The 16,961-nt window shown below is 64.0% G+C and carries 14 protein-coding genes and 1 tRNA gene; 11 read left to right on the top strand and 4 right to left on the bottom strand.

The genetic code is table 11. The annotated features are described in order from the left end of the window. The first annotated feature begins 3 nt into the window (after positions 1-3). The gene (locus tag DVU_RS11910; RefSeq protein ID WP_010939817.1) at positions 4-690 is read left to right on the top strand and encodes a Crp/Fnr family transcriptional regulator; all 687 of its coding nucleotides are present in this window, start codon (positions 4-6) and stop codon (positions 688-690) included. A gap of 305 nt (positions 691-995) precedes the next feature. Here the strand turns inward: DVU_RS11910 and DVU_RS11905 are convergent, their stop codons facing one another. The 4 genes from DVU_RS11905 to hcp all read right to left on the bottom strand — a co-directional run bounded on the left by DVU_RS11905 (position 996) and on the right by hcp (position 6,717). Further along, positions 996-2,618, bottom strand: coding sequence for an ATP-binding protein (locus DVU_RS11905; protein WP_010939816.1), 1,623 nt, complete (start codon positions 2,616-2,618; stop codon positions 996-998). Then, complete coding sequence (gene ercA / locus DVU_RS11900) at positions 2,602-3,762, bottom strand: alcohol dehydrogenase-like regulatory protein ErcA (protein ID WP_010939815.1); 1,161 nt, start codon at positions 3,760-3,762, stop codon at positions 2,602-2,604. The genes DVU_RS11905 and ercA overlap by 17 nt, the downstream gene beginning before the upstream one ends. A gap of 467 nt (positions 3,763-4,229) precedes the next feature. After that, positions 4,230-5,045 carry an ATP-binding protein gene (locus DVU_RS11895; protein ID WP_010939814.1) on the bottom strand — a complete coding sequence of 272 codons (816 nt, stop codon included), beginning with the start codon at positions 5,043-5,045 and terminating at the stop codon, positions 4,230-4,232. 58 nt (positions 5,046-5,103) lie between these two features. After that, complete coding sequence (hcp, locus tag DVU_RS11890) at positions 5,104-6,717, bottom strand: hydroxylamine reductase (protein ID WP_190275556.1); 1,614 nt, start codon at positions 6,715-6,717, stop codon at positions 5,104-5,106. A gap of 499 nt (positions 6,718-7,216) precedes the next feature. Between hcp and DVU_RS11885 the strand changes: the two genes are divergently transcribed. The 10 genes from DVU_RS11885 (at position 7,217) to DVU_RS11840 (ending at position 16,957) form a co-directional block, all read left to right on the top strand. Further along, complete coding sequence (locus tag DVU_RS11885; protein WP_010939811.1) at positions 7,217-8,026, top strand: acyl-CoA dehydratase activase; 810 nt, start codon at positions 7,217-7,219, stop codon at positions 8,024-8,026. A 7-nt stretch (positions 8,027-8,033) separates the two neighbouring features. Continuing rightward, a complete protein-coding gene (locus tag DVU_RS11880; protein ID WP_010939810.1) occupies positions 8,034-9,176 on the top strand; it encodes a double-cubane-cluster-containing anaerobic reductase in 1,143 nt (380 codons plus the stop codon). Between the two features lie 152 nt (positions 9,177-9,328). Continuing rightward, positions 9,329-9,403: transfer RNA gene (locus tag DVU_RS11875), tRNA-Val, on the top strand. A gap of 85 nt (positions 9,404-9,488) precedes the next feature. After that, positions 9,489-11,423 (top strand): threonine--tRNA ligase, encoded by a 1,935-nt coding sequence (gene thrS, locus DVU_RS11870; RefSeq protein ID WP_010939808.1) that lies wholly within the window; start codon positions 9,489-9,491, stop codon positions 11,421-11,423. 7 nt (positions 11,424-11,430) lie between these two features. Next, complete coding sequence (infC, locus tag DVU_RS11865) at positions 11,431-11,961, top strand: translation initiation factor IF-3 (protein WP_010939807.1); 531 nt, start codon at positions 11,431-11,433, stop codon at positions 11,959-11,961. A 169-nt stretch (positions 11,962-12,130) separates the two neighbouring features. Next, on the top strand, positions 12,131-12,328 hold the full coding sequence (gene rpmI, locus DVU_RS11860; RefSeq protein WP_010939806.1) for a 50S ribosomal protein L35: 198 nt from the start codon (positions 12,131-12,133) through the stop codon (positions 12,326-12,328). Positions 12,329-12,410: 82 nt separating this feature from the next. After that, positions 12,411-12,764, top strand: a complete 354-nt coding sequence (gene rplT / locus DVU_RS11855; RefSeq protein ID WP_010939805.1) for a 50S ribosomal protein L20 — start codon at positions 12,411-12,413, stop codon at positions 12,762-12,764. Positions 12,765-12,935: 171 nt separating this feature from the next. After that, the gene (pheS, locus tag DVU_RS11850) at positions 12,936-13,973 is read left to right on the top strand and encodes a phenylalanine--tRNA ligase subunit alpha (RefSeq protein WP_010939804.1); all 1,038 of its coding nucleotides are present in this window, start codon (positions 12,936-12,938) and stop codon (positions 13,971-13,973) included. A gap of 179 nt (positions 13,974-14,152) precedes the next feature. Next, the gene (gene pheT / locus DVU_RS11845; RefSeq protein ID WP_010939803.1) at positions 14,153-16,549 is read left to right on the top strand and encodes a phenylalanine--tRNA ligase subunit beta; all 2,397 of its coding nucleotides are present in this window, start codon (positions 14,153-14,155) and stop codon (positions 16,547-16,549) included. Between the two features lie 24 nt (positions 16,550-16,573). Beyond that, positions 16,574-16,957 carry a MerR family transcriptional regulator gene (locus tag DVU_RS11840; protein ID WP_010939802.1) on the top strand — a complete coding sequence of 128 codons (384 nt, stop codon included), beginning with the start codon at positions 16,574-16,576 and terminating at the stop codon, positions 16,955-16,957. Positions 16,958-16,961 lie beyond the last annotated feature (4 nt).

Below are 16,961 nucleotides of genomic sequence, written 5' to 3'. Positions count from 1 at the left end.
GACGTGCAGCGTATCCTTGACCTCATCGAGGGGCTACCCCTGTTCGAGGGCCTGTCACAGGGCCAACTGGAGGGGGTGGCCTCTCTTGTCGTCGACCGCAAGGTGGAACGCGGGCAGATGGTCTTCTGCGAAGGCGCGCCTGCGGAAGGGTTCTACGTCGTCGCCGAAGGGCGCATCAAGGTGTTCCGTTCCGGACCGGACGGGCGCGAGGCCATCATGCATGTGCTCGGTCCGGGCGAACCCTTCGGAGAGGTGGCCGTGTTCCAGGGCGACAGGTTTCCCGCCAACGCCATGGCGGTCACTCCCTCGCAGGTTCTCTTCCTGCCCCGGCGCGCGCTTGTGGACCGCATCTCGCGCGACCCCACCCTCGCGCTCAACATGCTTGCGGCATTGTCGCGCAAGCTGCGCCAGTTCACGCACAAGGTAGAGGCCCTCACGTTGCAGGAGACACCGCAGCGTCTGGCGGCCTATCTGCTGCACGCCAGCGAGTTGGCGGGCGGGGCCGACACCTTCACGCTGGACGTCACCAAGGGGCTGCTGGCAGGGTTGCTGGGAACGGCCCGCGAGACGCTCTCGCGCTGTCTTTCGCGGATGGTCGAACGGGGGGCTGTGTCCCTGGACGGGCGTAGCGTCACCATCCTCGACAGGGCATTCCTTGAAGCCATGGTCGAAGGGACGGAGCAACTCTAGCGCGCGGAGGCGTCTGCGTGGCGCATGTCGTGCCTCCCACGGGGGCACATGTCCGGCGTTGCTGCCGGTCTGTCATCGCAAGTGGCCTTCTGGTGGAGTCATCAGGAACAGGTCGTCTTCATGCACGCCAGCTGGCGGAGGCACCAGCGGACACGAGGCGGCCCATGGTGATACCCGACGCCCCGGCGCTACCCGGATGTCCTCTGATGTCCTCTGATGCGCGATGATGCCCGATGATACCCGGTGGGGCGGATGCGGGCGGTGTCGCCTTCAACGGAGGGGTACGGCGTTGGTGGTGGCGGGCTTCAGGCCCCGGCGCAGGCCGACGGAAGCCGTATGACGAAGGTGGTACCCGCGCCGGGTTGCGACTCCACCCACATCTCTCCGCCATGATTCTGCGTGATGATGAAGTACGACACCGACAGCCCAAGCCCCGTGCCCTTGCCGGGAGGCTTGGTTGTGAAGAACGGCTCGAAGACGCGGCGTCGAAGGGCCTCGTGCATTCCGGGGCCGTTGTCCGAGATGGCGAGGCGAAGCCCGTCGTAGCTTTCTTCGGTGGTGACGGCGATGTGTATGGCGGGGTCTTCGCGCCTGTCTGTGGCGTCGATGTCCGCGAAGGCCTCAGAGGCGTTCTTGAGCAGGTTGAAGATGACCTGTTCGAGTTCGGTGGGTACGCAGGTGATGGTCGGCAGGTCGTCCGGGCAGTCGAACGAGATGTGTATCGACCTGAAATCATGATGCTTGCGAAGGTCGTAGTCGTTGTCTGCCAGTGCCAGCGCCTTGCGGATGATGGCCTCGATGTCGCAAGTGGTGCGGCTTGAGTCGCTTCGCCGTGAGAAGTCGAGCATGTTGCGAACGATGGTGGCGGCACGGGCGCAGGCATCGCGGATGTGTCCCAGAAGCATGGGAACGCCGCGTGCTTCAAGGTAGTTCCTGAGGGCCTCGAGGTCCATGCCCGTGACGGACGCCGCCTTGATGTTGCCTGCAAGGTCGGTGGCGAGGCGGCGTTCGATGTTCTGGGCCGCTTGCGCGATGGCCGAGAGGGGGTTGTTGATCTCGTGCGCCATGCCTGCGGCGACGCCCCCCACCGAGTGCATCTTCTCCGTCTGGATCATGAGTTCGCGCATTCTGTGCTGTTCCGTCACGTCGCGGATGACGGCGATACAGTAGTCGTGCGTCTCGTGCTTCAGCGGCGACAGCGAGACCTCAGCCCGGAAGGGCACGCCTTCCGCACCGATATGTACCCAGTCGAAACGGTGGGAGCGTCCACGGATGGCGGCCTCGATATGCTGAAGCGCCATTTGCGGTGAGGGTCGTCCGTCGGGCTGGAGTGGCGGAGACATCTCGTGGATGCTGCGCCCGATGAGTTTTCCCCGGTGGAGACCGAAGAGGCGTTCGGCGATATTGTTGCAATCGGCGATGCGCGCCCCGTCGATGACGATGATGGCGTCCATGACCGAATCATAGAGCGACCTGTAGGTGGCCAGCGTGTCGGCGAGTTCGCGTTCGGCGCGCACCCTGCGGGTGACATCGCGGACGATGCACGAGGCGTAACGCCCGCCGTCGATGGGCTGCGGTTCGAGCATCACGTCGAGGTGCATCTTCCAGCCCGCCACCTCTTTCGTCAGTTCCAAGCGTTGTGTGCCGGAGAAGGGCGGTGCGGGGATGCCGGGCAGGATGTCGCCGAGGGCGATGCCTTCGAGCGTGTCGCGTTCAGCGAGGCGCTGCGCCGAATGGTTGCAGTCCATCACTATGCCGGTGGCGGCGTCCAGCGTGAAGATGGCGTCGCCGCTGCTTTCGAGAAGGGCACGGAAACGCTCGACCTGTTGCAGGTTGCGGCGCAACTCCGGGTAGTAGCTCTTACGTACCGAATCTTCACCGAAGCCGATGAGTTGCTTGCGGATGTCGTCCCTAGAGGGCTTCTGCATACAGGCTCTCGATGTCTGCGATGTCGAGTGCTTCGGGGTTGGTGGCAAGGCAGGGGTCTTCCACGGCAAGGCGGGCAAGGCGTCCTATCTGCTCACGGGTGACTCCGAAGGCGGAAAGCCCGCGCGTGAACCCGGCGGCCGTGCGCAGCGTCATCAACCTGTCGAAGAGCGCGTCGCGGATGGCGGTGGCGGGGGTGCCTCCAACGTCGATGCCGAGGGCGTTCGCCACTCGGGCGTACCGCACGGGGGCTGCGTCGAAGTTGCGCCGCACCACAAAGGGCAGCAGAATGGCGTTGCATTCGCCATGGGGCAGGTCAAGCAGCCCGCCGAGGCTGTGCGCCATGGCGTGGACAGCACCCAGAATGGCGTTGGAGAAGGCCAGTCCGGCGTTGAGGCAGGCGAGTGCCATGCCTTCGCGGGCGGTGTCGTCATCACCGTCTGCAAGCACCTGCGGCAGATGCGTGTTCACGAGACTGATGGCTTCCAGCGCGAACATGTCGGTTATGGGGCCGCTGGCGTTGGAGGCGAAGGCTTCGATGGCGTGGGTGAGGGTGTCTATGCCCGTGGCTGCCGTGAGGTCGCGGCTCATGGATTTCGTGGTCGAGGGGTCGATGAGCGATACATCCGCCACAGCCGCCTTGCTGACGATGGCGATTTTCACCATGCGGGTCGTGTCGGTGATGATGGCGAATTGCGAGACGTCGGCTGCGCTGCCAGCGGTGGTGGGGACGCATACGAGGGGTGGCATCGGCTTGGGGATGGCGTCGACCCCTTCGTAGAGGCTGATGCTGCCACCATTGCTTGCCACGATGCCGATGCCCTTGGCGCAGTCTATGGGGCTGCCGCCCCCCACGGCGACGATGGCGTCGCACCCTTCGCGGTGGTAGGCCTCGACCCCGCGCTGGACTTCCACATCACGCGGGTTGGGCGAAATGTCCTGGAAGACCGCATGGGCTATGCCATAGGCGGTGAGGCTGCCAATGACGGTGTCGGCATGTCCATTTCGCATGACCCCGGGGTCGGTGACCACGAGGCAGCGGGTACCCCCGAGATTATGCACATATCGACCTGCCAGCCGGGCCGCGCCGTTGCCGAAGACGAACTCCGGCGCGACGAACTTGCGAAGCTCCCTTGCGGATTCCATGGTGGTCCCCCGGAAAGACGGTATCCCCTCCACTCTTGTCTGCCGCATCGTGACGATTGTGCAATCGCGGCAAACGTACAAGGCCTCTTTTCTGTATAGGCGACATCCGGGGCCTTGTCACGCAACGCTTGTGTCGGCGATATGTTCCATCCACATGCATCTGGCGAAGTGTGGCGATGCGTGGCCGGGACGGGGGGGCGGGAGGTGGGGACGCCTGTTCGGGTCACGCCTGTCCGGCTGTGAGCGGAGTCGGTGCTCCTCCCTCCGCACCAGTCCATCATGACACCTGACCAGTCATCCCGCACTGCGCCCGGCATACCCGCAAGGCGACCGGACGCCGATGACGCGGAACCCCCCGGACGGCCTTCAGGCGCCTGGGGGGTTCCGTTTCGCGTTCGTATCGCGTCGGGTACGCGCTGTCCCTCGTCGGGTACGCACCCCGTGCATTCCGGTGTAGCCCCGTCGGACTAGAGGGACGAGAGGGGGGCGGGGGCCGCTGGGCCGCCTGCACAGGTCATGATCACTTCCTTCAGGACGAGGGACGTACCCGAAAGGACGCGCGCCTTCTCGGCTGCGGCGGAAAGGCCGCGGCAGCAGGGTACTTCCATGCGCAGGACCGTCAGTGAGGCGATGCCGCTCACCCGCAGGATGTCGGCGAGGCGTTCGGCGTAGGCTTCGGTGTCGTCGAACTTGGGGCAGCCGATGAGCACCACCTTGCCTGCCGCGAAATGGCTGTGGAAGATGGGGGATGCGGCAGCCGCACAGTCTGCTGCCACCAGAACGTCAGCCCCCTTGAGGAAAGGCGCGGTGGGGGGGACGAGCCGTATCTTCAGCGGCCAGTGTCCCGGTCCCTTCACGGTGCCTTCCGCAACGGCGAAGGCGGGCGATTCGGCACTGTCGAAACGGCGCATGGCCGCGCCGGGGCACCCGCCATGTCCGGGTATGCGACCATGCCCTCCGTGCTCCGCACTCTGTCCATGACGATGCGGCGTGCCGGCCCCGTGTCCATGGCCGTGGTTGGCCTCCGGAGTGCCACCCTGGCTGCGGACATGCTCCATGGCAGCCTCTTCGTCGAAGGGGACGGCTTCGCGTTCGATGATGTGCAGGGCGTCTTGCGGGCAGCTTCCGATGCACGCCCCAAGCCCGTCACAGAACGAGTCGGAAACGATCTTCGCCTTGCCATCCACGATGGCTATGGCGCCTTCGGCGCAATCGAGGACGCACAGTCCGCAGCCGTTACAGCGTTCTTCGTCGATTTCGAGGATCTTGCGCATGGTCTTCATGAGATACTCCGTGAAGGGGGGCGGTGTACGCCCCCCGTCTTGCATTCGTCGGGTCGCCTTAGCCCAGAATGGCCTTCAGGTCTTCGTCGGCTGTGGATATGGGCTTGATGTTGAAGTTGTCCACAAGGAACTTGAGCACGTTCGGCGTCACGAAGGCGGGCAGTGACGGGCCGAGGCGGATGTCCTTGATACCTATCGCCAGCAGGGTGAGCAGGATGGCCACGGCCTTCTGTTCGTACCACGAGAGCACCAGCGAGAGGGGCAGGTCGTTGACGCCGCAGTTGAAGGCTTCGGCAAGCGCCGATGCGATCTTGATGGCGGAGTATGCGTCGTTGCACTGACCCACGTCGAGCAGACGGGGAATGCCGCCGATGGTGCCGAGGTCCTTGTCGAAGAAGCGGAACTTGCCGCATGCCAGCGTCAGCACCACGGTGTCGGCGGGCGTCTTCTCAACGAATTCGGTGTAGTAGTTGCGGCCGGGCTTCGCGCCGTCGCAACCGCCCACGAGGAAGAAGTGGCGGATGGCACCGGACTTGACCGCGTCGATGACGGCGGGGGCCACGCTCATGACGGTGTTGCGTCCGAAGCCCACGGTGACGGTCTTGCCGGGTACGTCGTCGGTGAAACCGGGCAGTTCAAGCGCCTTGTTGATGACCGGCGTGAAGTCGTGGTTCTCGCAGTGGACGAGTCCGGGCCAGCCCACGAGTCCGGTGGTGAAGACATTGGCGGCGTAGGACGCCTGCGGCTTCTGGATGCAGTTGGTGGTGAAGAGGATGGCACCGGGGAAGGCCGGGAATTCCTTGTGCTGGTTCTGCCATGCCGTGCCGAAGTGACCGTAGAAGTGGGGGAACTTCTTCAGTTCGGGGTAGGCGTGGGTGGGCAGCATCTCGCCGTGGGTGTAGATGTCGATGCCCTTGCCCTCGGTCTGCTTCAGCAGTTCGAAAAGGTCCTTGAGGTCGTGTCCCGAGACGAGGATGCACTTGCCCTTGCGGTGCCCCAGGGGAACCTGCGTGGGAACGGGGTGCCCGTAGGTTGTGGTGTTGCCCGCGTCAAGCAGTTCCATGGCCCGCAGGTTGGCGCGACCGCATTCCATGGCCAGTTCGATCCATGCGCCAAGGTCTCGGGCGACGCCATCGTATCCGGCGGCAAGGCCCTTGTGCAGGAAGCCGAAGACGGCTGCGTCGGTCTGGCCGAGGATGGCGGCATGGTCGACATAGGCCGCGACGCCCTTCATGCCGTAGAGCAGAATCTGCTTGAGCGAGCGGATGTCGGCATCTTCCGCCCCGGCGGTGACCGAACCGATTTCAGCCTGTGCCACCAGCCCGTCGAGGGTGGAGGCAGGCTCGAATGCGGCGGGACCCTCACTGAAGTCCACCCCGGCGCGGGCGGCCAGCGCCTTGCGGTGCGCCACGATTTCGCGAACGTACACGTCGAAGCGGGCGGGGTCGAAGTTCACGTTGGTGAGCGTGGTGAACAGGGCTTTGGCCGTGTATTCATCTATCTTGGCATCGATGATGCCCTTCTCGCGGGCGGCGAGGGCCACGAGGGAGAGACCGCGCAAGGCGTAGATGGTGAGGTCCTGAAGCGCCGAGACTTCAGGCTGCTTGCCGCATACACCGATGGTGGTGCAGCCGGTTCCTTTGGCGGTCTGTTCACACTGGTTGCAGAACATGGACATGTGCGCCTCCCTGGGCTGGATGTTGTTGACCGGTGCCTCTTGCCTGCCGGTGAAAAAGCTGATGATGCGGTCGAAGACCATGATGTCGCTCCGTGCTGGTCGGGTTGGGTGGGAAGTCGTCCTTCCGTGATGCCAACCTAGCCACCTTTGCGGGACGGTGTTGTGACGTGCGTCAAATCGCCGGAAAAAGTTCTTCATCGTACCGCGTCAGCCTGTGCAGGTCATTGATAGGTTTCGGCCATCTGCCCCTTTCATGTCTCCTGTGCGGCCCCGGCCTATGGAACCAGCCTTGATCCATCGGATGTTTCGATTTTCGTCGGGGCGTCCACCTGTGCTCTAACTACCCTACATATGGCGGGATGCGACTCGCGTCCGTAGGCATGCACCGCGCGCAGTGCGCCCGCAGGGGCACGTGCGGCCATGCACACGAAGGTCGCATGCCGGGTCTTTCTTCATTGAACATGCTGCCCGGAGAAGGGCGAAGAGGAACGTCATGCTCGTAGCCGGAATCGACGTGGGGTCGGCGGCGGCGAAATCCGTCGTCTACGACGCTGCGCAACGTGTGGTGCTTGGGGTTGGCGTGTTGCCCACCGGATGGAACCCCCGTGAAGCGGGTGAGGGGGCCCTGTGCGCCGCCCTTGACGCATCGGGGGCTGTCCGTGACGACCTTTGCCTTGTGGTCGGGACGGGCTACGGGCGTATCAGCCTGCCTTCCATCGACCGTAAGGTGACGGAGATAACCTGCCATGCGCGCGGGGCGGCCCATCTCGTCCCCGGTGCGTCCACGGTGCTCGATGTGGGCGGGCAAGACAGCAAGCTCATCGCCATCGAGCAGGGCGGGGCGGTGAGGGACTTCGTCATGAACGACAAATGCGCCGCTGGTACAGGACGTTTCCTGCAGGTCATGACCGGTGTTCTGGGCATGACCCTTGATGAACTCGGCGATGCCGCCCTGCGTGGTGAAGGCGTGCGCCTCAACAGCATGTGCGCCGTCTTCGCCGAGACGGAGGTCATAGGGCTTCTGGCGCAAGGCGTGCCGCCGGAGGATATCGCGGCGGGCGTGGTACGGTCGGTGGCGTCGCGACTCAAGGCCCTGACAGGGCGCATCCCGCTGGCGGCCCCGTGTGTGTTCACGGGCGGACTCGCCACCAACCCCGCCTTCGCGAGACTTTTCAGTGAGGTTCTGGATGTGGTCATGGTCGTGCCCGACCTGCCGCAAGCGGCAGGTGCCCTTGGTGCGGCCCTCATCGCCGCCGACACCGCGCGACGCGGTGCGGTGGCTTCACCCGAAGCTACGAGGTGATTCAGGCATGAGCTTTGCGAGCATCGATCGACTGAAGGACGCGGCAGAACGCAACGCCCTCGCCATCAACGAGGCGAAGGCGGCGGGGCGCAAGGTCGTCGGACTTTACTGTCTCTATTCCCCGGCGGAGATTGCCATCGCGGCCGGTGCCATACCCGTCGTGCTGTGCGGCACGCGGCAGGACCCCATCGCCGCAGCGGAACGCACCCTGCCGCGCAACCTGTGCCCGCTCATCAAGAGCAGTTTCGGTTTCGCCGTGGAGGGTTCGTGCCCGTACCTCGGCGCGGCAGACCTCGTGGTGGCGGACACCACCTGCGACGGCAAGAAGAAGATGTTCGAACTCCTCGGCGAGATGAAGCCCGTGCACATGCTGCAACTGCCGCACGAACAGGGGCCGAGGGCGCTGGACTACTGGCGTGATGAACTGGAGGCCCTCGTGCGGCGCATGGAGGCCGACTTCGGCGTGACAGTGACCGATGACGACCTCCGGGGTGCCATCGCCACCATGAACCGCGAACGTCGCGCACTCAAGGCGCTCATGGACCTGCCACGCCTGAACCCGTCGCCCGTGAGTGGCATGACCATGCTGGAGATGCTCTTCAAGCTTGGCTTCTTCAGCGACCGTGAGACCATCATCAGGCTGGCCGAAGATGTGGTGGCAGAGGTGCACGCGGCTGCCGACGCCGGTGCGCTGCCCGAAAGACCGCGCGTTCCGCGCATCCTGCTCACGGGCGTGCCTGTGGGCATGGGGTCGCACAAGGTCGTCAGGCTCATCGAGGAGTGCGGTGCCGATGTGGTGTGCATGGAGAATTGCACCGGGTACAAGAAGACGCTCATGGTCGACGAACAGGGTGACCCTCTGACTGAACTTGCGCGTCGCTACCTCGCCACCCCCTGTTCCGTCATGACGCCCAACACGGGCCGTTTCACCATGCTTGCGGACATCGCCCGCGATTTCGCCGTGGACGGGGTGGTCGACCTCACATGGCAGGCATGCCACACCTACAACGTAGAGGCGCACAAGGTGCGGTCGTTCTTCCGCGAGACCTTCGACCTGCCTGTGCTGCACATCGAGACGGACTACTCTGAGTCGGACGCCGAACAGCTGAAGGTGCGCATCGAGGCGTATCTGGAGATGCTGGGGCGATAGGCCGGTTGTACGGTGCGGACAGGGACAGACCCGTCCGGCCCTACAGCGCCAATACGCCGGGAAGGGCTTGCAGAAAAAAATGCGATGTTCTTAAAAAATCGCTTGACGAAGAGGGCGTTCCCACATAGAACCCACTCCTGCCTCGACGGTGTAGGCGCGTAGCTCAGGGGGAGAGCACTTCCTTGACACGGAAGGGGTCAGCAGTTCAAATCTGCTCGTGCCTACCACACCGCAAGATAAGGAAAGGGAGGAACACCTCCCTTTCTTTTTATCGTATACAATGCCTAACACCGAATATCAGGAGAGTGTGGCGTGAACGTGTCCATAGAAGGGCAGATGCTCGAAGTGGCATCGGGCGCTTCCTGTGGTGACGCCCTCAAGGGTGCCCTCAGCGGGAAGAAGTTCAAGAACGTGCTTGCCTGTCGCCTCGACGGCGGCCTCGTGGACATCACCGCCACCGTCCCCGACGGAACGACCACCATCGAGCCGGTCTACGCCGACTCTCCCGAAGGTCTCGACCTCATCCGCCATTCGACGGCGCACATCATGGCATGTGCGGTGAAGCGTCTCTTCCCCGCCGCCAAGGTGACCATCGGTCCCTCCATCGACAACGGCTTCTATTACGACTTCGACGCCGAGCGTCCCTTCAGCCCCGAAGACTTCGAGGCCATCGAACGCGAGATGCAGAAGATCGTCGACGCCGCCACGCCCTTCGAACGGAGCGAGATGCCCCGTGACGAGGCCGTCGCCCTGTTCGAGGGCATGGGCGAGACCTACAAGGTGGAGATCATCCGCGACCTGCCCAACGACACGGTGTCGCTGTACCGGTGCGGCGAGTTCGTCGACCTGTGCCGCGGCCCGCACATCCCTCATGCCGGGTTCGCCAAGGCGTTCAAGCTCATGTCCGTGGCGGGTGCCTACTGGCGCGGTGACGAGAAGAACCCCATGCTCTCGCGCATCTATGGCACGGCCTTCGCCGATGCCAAGACGCTCAAGGAGCATCTGCACCGCATCGAAGAGGCCAAGCGCCGCGACCACCGCAAGCTGGGGCAGCAACTCGACCTTTTCGCCTTCCACGAGGACGTGGCCCCCGGTATGGTCTTCTGGCATCCGAAGGGGATGCTGGTGCGCACCATCATCGAGGACTTCCTGCGCAAGGAACACCTCAAGCGCCGCTACGACATCGTGCAGGGGCCGCAGCTGCTGCGCCGTGAACTGTGGGAGAAGTCGGGCCACTACGACAACTACCGCGAGAACATGTACTTCACCGAGATAGACGAGAACGCCTATGGCGTGAAGCCCATGAACTGCCTCGCGCACATGCTCATCTATCGTAGTGCCATCCGCAGTTACCGTGACCTTCCGAAGCGTTTCTTCGAGCTCGGCGTCGTGCACCGTCACGAGAAGTCGGGCGTGTTGCACGGGCTTCTGCGAGTACGCCAGTTCACGCAGGACGATGCACACATCATCTGCCGCCCCGACCAGCTTGAAGATGAAATCATTGATGTCATCGCGCTCGTGCGCGACCTTATGAATCTGTTCGGCTTCGACTACAAGGTCGCCGTCTCCACCCGCCCCGAGAAGTCCATCGGCTCTGACGAGGCGTGGGAACTGGCGACCAACGCTCTGGTGAAAGCCGTCGAGCGCGCGGGGATTCCGTATACCATCAACGAGGGCGACGGTGCCTTCTACGGCCCCAAGATCGACGTGCGGCTCATGGACTGCATCGGCCGCGAATGGCAGTGCTCCACCATCCAGTGCGATTTCACCTTGCCTGAGCGTTTCGACCTGGTGTATGTCGGTCAGGATGGCGAGCGGCATCGCCCGGTTATGGTACACCGGGCCATACTCGGCTCGCTGGAGCGCTTCATCGGTGTGCTCATAGAGCAGTATGCCGGGGCCTTTCCTGCGTGGCTGGCTCCGGTTCAGGCACGTCTGCTCACCGTGACGGACGCGCAGAACGAGTTTGTCGAGTCGGCTCGCGCCGCACTCGCAAAAGCCGGTATCCGCGTCGAAGCCGATGTGCGCAACGAGAAGCTGGGCTACAAGGTCCGTGAAGCCCAGCTTGAGAAGATACCGTACATCCTTGTCGTGGGAGACAAGGAGGTCGAGGCGGGGGGCGTCAACGTACGGTTGCGTACGGGCGAGAACCTTGGTCTCAAGAGTCTCGACGAGGTCGTGTCGCTGCTCGAATCGGACTGCCAGGAACCGTTTAAACGTGGAGGGATGAGCTATAGCTTCTCCTAACAACAGGATGCGCCGCGACGTCCCGCAGGACAGTGTGCGCCGCAATGAGCAGATCCGTGCCCGCGAGGTGCGGTTGATCGGAGCCGAGGGCGAACAGCTCGGGATCATCTCCCGTAACGATGCCATCGCCCTTGCCAAAGAAAAGGGCCTCGACCTCGTCGAGGTGGCTGCTACTGCCGATCCGCCCGTATGCCGGGTAATGGACTACGGCAAGTACAAGTACGAGCAGCAGAAGAAGAAGCAGGAAGCCAAGAAGCGCCAGACCGTCGTCCAGATCAAGGAGATCAAGGTCAGGCCCAAGACGGACGAGCACGACTACCAGACGAAGCTCAAGCATGTCCGTCGCTTCCTCGAAGAGGGCGATCGCTGCAAGGTCACCGTGTTCTTCCGTGGTCGCGAGATCGTCCACAAGGACAGGGGGCTCACCATCCTCGACCGCTTCGTGGAAGATACCAAGGATCTCGCCAAGCTTGATCAGGAGGCGCGCGCCGAAGGCCGCACCCTCCAGATGATGCTGGCGCCGATTCCCAAGAAGTAGCCATACGGCACTTGCTTCTGCGGCTGAATTGTCGCATTATGCCCCTCCCCGGAGGGGGACGGTTTGCTGCGTCCCGCAGCACCGCAAAGATATTTGTGCCCGCAAGGGCTCGAACGCCGTCGCCATGCTGTAGGACCGACGGCGCATACCGACGGAAGGAGAAACGATCATGCCCAAGATCAAGACCCGACGCAGTGCCGCCAAGCGGTTCTCCGTCACCGGCAGCGGCAAGTTCCGCCGCCGCAAGCAGAACCTCCGGCACATCCTCACGAAGAAGTCTGCCAAGCGTAAGATGAACCTTGGTCAGTCCGCCATCGTCGACGCCACCAATGAAAAGGCCGTGCGCCGCATGATGCCCTACGCATAGGGCTCGCGCGCACCACATCACATTTTCTGCTCCGCTGGCACGGACTCTCGCCTCGCGGAGTGCAGCAATGGAGGAATGATCCATGCGTGTAAAGAGAGGTCTCGCCGCTCATCGGCGTCATAAGAAGTATCTTGATATGGCGAAGGGCTACCGCGGTGGCCGCAGCCGCCTGTACCGCACCGCCCGCGAAGCCGTCGAGCGTTCGCTCTGCTACGCCTTCCGTGACCGCAAGGTGAAGAAGCGCGAGTTCCGCAAGCTGTGGATCCTGCGCATCAACGCCGCCGCGCGTCTCAACGGTCTCTCCTACAGCAAGTTCATGCACGGCCTCACCCTCGCCGGCGTGGAACTGAACCGCAAGGTCCTCGCCGACCTCGCCGTTCGCGAGAAGGACGATTTCGCCAAGATCGCCGAACTGGCCAAGTCGAAGCTCAACTAGGGTGCATGTCGCCGGACGGTCACGTGTGGCCGTCCGGCGGCTTATCGTTCGCCGAAAGCGCCTTTCGGCCCAATCACGCCGGACTGCGGCGCGCCGGGCCCACCCGGCGTATGCTGTCATGGCGTTGCATGTCCAGGGAAGCGATACCAGTCCTTTCCGGGGATACACATCATGGACCTTCTGAAGGAACTTGAAAGCCTGGTGCCGGAACTCGAAAGAGGATTGGGCCAGGCTTCGTCGTTGCAAGAGCTTGAAGAGCAGCGCATCGCCTTCCTCGGCAGGAAGGGGCGTCTTGCACAGGTCATGGCGCATCTGCCGGAGCTCGCCCCCGCAGAGCGTCCCCGTGTCGGTCAGGCTGCCAACACGGTCAAGCAGGCACTCACCGAACTGTTCGAACAGCGCAAGGTCGTGCTCGAGCAGGCCAAAGAGGCCGCCGCACTCTCGCGTTTCGACCCGAGCCTTCCCGGCAGGATGCCGTGGCGCGGGTCTCTCCATCCCGTGACGCTGGTCATGGAGGAGATATGCTCCGTGTTCGGCGCGCTCGGTTACGACATCGTCACCGGGCCCGAGGTCGAGAACGACTACCACAACTTCGAAGCCCTCAACATGCCGCCCGAGCACCCTGCGCGCGACATGCAGGACACGCTCTACATCACAGAGAGCATCCTCATGCGCACGCACACCTCACCGCTTCAGGTGCGCACCATGAAGTCGCTTCGCCCTCCGGTGGCTGCCATCGCCCCCGGCAAGGTGTACCGTCGCGACTCTGACATCACCCACACGCCCATGTTCCATCAGATTGAAGGGTTCATGGTCGATCACAACGTGAGCATGGCTGAACTGCGCGGCACGCTCACCTCGTTCCTGCGCACGGTCTTCGGCGGTGACACGCGGGTGCGCTTCAGGCCCAGCTTCTTCCCCTTCACCGAACCCAGTGCCGAGGTCGACATCTCGTGTTGCATCTGCGGCGGCAAGGGGCATGTGGGCAACGAACCGTGCCGCGTCTGCAAGACCACGGGCTGGGTCGAGATTCTCGGCTGCGGCATGATCGACCCTGAAGTGTTCAAGTCCGTGGGCTACGACCCCGAAGTGTACACCGGTTTCGCCTTCGGCCTCGGCGTCGAGCGCGTCGCCATGCTCAAGTACGGCATAGGCGACCTGCGCATGTTCTTCGAGAACGACGTCCGCTTCCTGTCGCAATTCGCGTGATGGTCGGCCTCGCGACGTGCGGGGCTGGCGTGACGTGCCCCCGCAGGGGGACGACAGGACGGGGAGTGGTGCGCATCACCGCTTCCTGAGGGTTCAGCCGGGTGTTCCGGCAAGCGCACCGGCGTGCCGGGCGCACAAAAGCGTGTCCGGGGTGGCGACCCCGGTCATGGGAGTGGCACATGCTTCTGAGTCTCAAATGGCTGCGCGAATTCGTACCCTTTGAAGGCACCGCCGCCGAACTCGGCGACAGGCTGACCATGCTCGGCCTCGAACTCGAAGAGATCATCCGCCCCTTCGACGCCATCGAGCCCATCGTCGTCGGCCATGTGGTCTCGCGTGAGCGGCATCCCGAGGCGGACAAGCTTTCGGTCTGCAAGGTCGACGTGGGGCAGGGCGAACCTCTGGACATCGTGTGCGGTGCGCCCAACGTGGCTGCCGGTCAGCGTGTCCCGGTGGCCCTGGTGGGCACCACCATGCCCGGCGGCATGGTCATCAAGAAGGCCAAACTGCGGGGACAGCCCTCGCATGGCATGATCTGCTCCGAGCGCGAACTGGGCCTCGGCGAAGACCATGACGGCATCATGGTGCTGCCCGAATCGTTCCGCATCGGTGCCAGGCTGGTCGATGAACTGGACCTCGACCGTGAGGTCTGCGACATCGCCATCACGCCCAACCGCGCCGACTGCCTCTCGGTTCTCGGCCTCGCCCGCGAAGTGGCACTGGCCTTCGGCCTGCCGCTCACCATGCCTGCCCTCGACCTGAAGGAAGAGGGGGCCGATGCGTCCAATGCGCTGCGCATCGACATCCCCGACGCCTCGCTGTGCCCGCTGTTCCACGGGCGAGTGCTCGAAGGGGCCGCCGTCCGCAAGAGTCCGGCGTGGATGCGTTACCGGCTCATCGCCGTGGGGGTGCGTCCCATCTCCAACATCGTGGACGTGACCAACTACATCCTCATGGAACTCGGTCAGCCGCTGCACGCCTACGACCTCGACCTGCTTGCAGGAGGCCGCATCGAAGTCTCCGCCGCCCGAGAGGGCGAGCGTCTGACGACCCTCGACGGTGTCGAACGCGTGCTGACATCCAACGACCTGCTCATCCGCGACGGCGAGAAGCCCGTGGGCCTTGCCGGGGTCATGGGCGGTGCCGAGACGGAGATATCCGACAAGAGCAGCCGGGTGTTCCTCGAAGCCGCGGTCTTCCGCCCCGGCACCATCCGCAAGACGGCCCGTCGCCTTGGTCTCTCCAGCGAAGCCTCGTACCGTTTCGAACGCGGGGTCGACCAGGTGGTGTGCACCTACGCCATGAACCGCGCTGCGCAACTCATCGCGGGCCTTTCCGGGGCGACGCTTCGTCCCGGCATCTGCCACAATGAGCCGCTGCCGTGGCAGGCACCCGTGCTGCGCTTCCGCCGCGCAAGGGGCGAGGCACTGCTTGGCATCAGCCTTGATGAGACGTTCTGCCGCGAGACGCTTGAGCGCCTCGGCTGCAAGGTCGACGCCGCAGACGCTGCCGACTGGAAGGTGACGGCCCCCAGCCATCGGCGCGACTTCGAACGCGAGGCCGACCTCATCGAAGAGGTGGCGCGCGTGCGGGGTATGGATACCATCGAACCGGTGCTGCCCAAGGTCATGCGCCCTCTCGACCGTGCTGGTGCGCCCGAATCGAAGTACTCGTTCTGGCTGCGTCTCAAGCACTGGGCCGCAGGACTCGGTCTCAACGAAGCCATCAACTACAGCTTCGTGGGGCAGAAGGACCTCGACCACCTCAATCTTGCCGTGGACGGGCGCATTCCCATCATGAACCCGCTCACCGCCGACCAGAACGTGCTGCGCACCGAACTGGCACCCGGACTGTTGCAGAACCTGCGCCATAACATCGCTCAGGGCAACGCGGGACTCCGCCTCTTCGAAGTGGCGCACATCTTCGAGGCCGACGCCACGTCAGACACCACCGCCCGCGAGCGCGCGCGGCTCGACATCCTCGTCTACGGCAGCAGGTATGACAGCCAGTGGCCGCATGTCGAGGCTGACGCCGACTACGCCGACATCAAGGGTATCGTGGAACACTGCCTCGCCTTCCTGCACCTCGAGGGCGCCACCTTCACGCTTGCGGCGTCGCATCCGTTCCTGATGCCGTGTGTGGACGTCGCCGTGCAGGGCAGGCAGGTTGGCGTCATCGGGCGTGTGCGTCCTGAAATCGCCGATGCCTACCACGCCCGCAAGGACGCGTGGCTTGCCGACCTCGACCTCGACGTGCTGCGCGAGTTGCACGATGCCGCCCGCATCGCGTTCCGGTCGCTGCCCGTCTACCCGCCGGTGCGGCGCGACATCACCGTGGCAGCGCCCGGTTCGTTGCAGGTGGGTGCCGTACTCGACCATATCCTCGGGTTGCGCCTGCCGCTGCTTTGCGGCGTGGAACTCATCGACGTGTTCGAACCGGAAGGGAAGGACGAGCGTAACCTCACGTTCCGCATGACGTTCCGCCACGCCTCGCGCACCCTGAAGGATGCCGAGGTGGACAAGGAACGCGATAAAGTGGCACATTCCCTCGTGGAGAAGCTTCCCGTCCGCATCTGACGGGACGCCCGGACAGGAGGGCGCATGGAGGAGAAGACGTACCGTATCGGCGAGGCGGCCGAGTTGCTCAACCTCAAGACCTATGTGTTGAGGTTCTGGGAGACCGAGTTCCCCCAGCTCGACCCTTTGCGCACGGAGAAGGGGCAGCGCCTCTATTCCGAGCGTGATATCGCCGTGTTGCGTCGCATCCGCCACCTCCTGCACGAAAGGGGACTCACCATAGAGGGTGCCCGTCGTATCCTCGCCGAAGAAGGCGGTCATGCCGCCGCAGAACCATTGCCGGTCGTCGCACCGGACTCCGCAGACACCACCCCCGCCGTAGCCGCATCGTGCGACTGCGGCGGGGTCGTCCGCGACATCGTCGCGGAGCTCGAGCAGTTGCGACGGCTTCTTGCCGGAACCTCCTGACGCC

The sequence above is a fragment of the Nitratidesulfovibrio vulgaris str. Hildenborough genome, assembly GCF_000195755.1.
Lineage (GTDB): Bacteria > Desulfobacterota > Desulfovibrionia > Desulfovibrionales > Desulfovibrionaceae > Nitratidesulfovibrio > Nitratidesulfovibrio vulgaris.
This window is presented reverse-complemented; position numbering and strand designations above follow the sequence as displayed.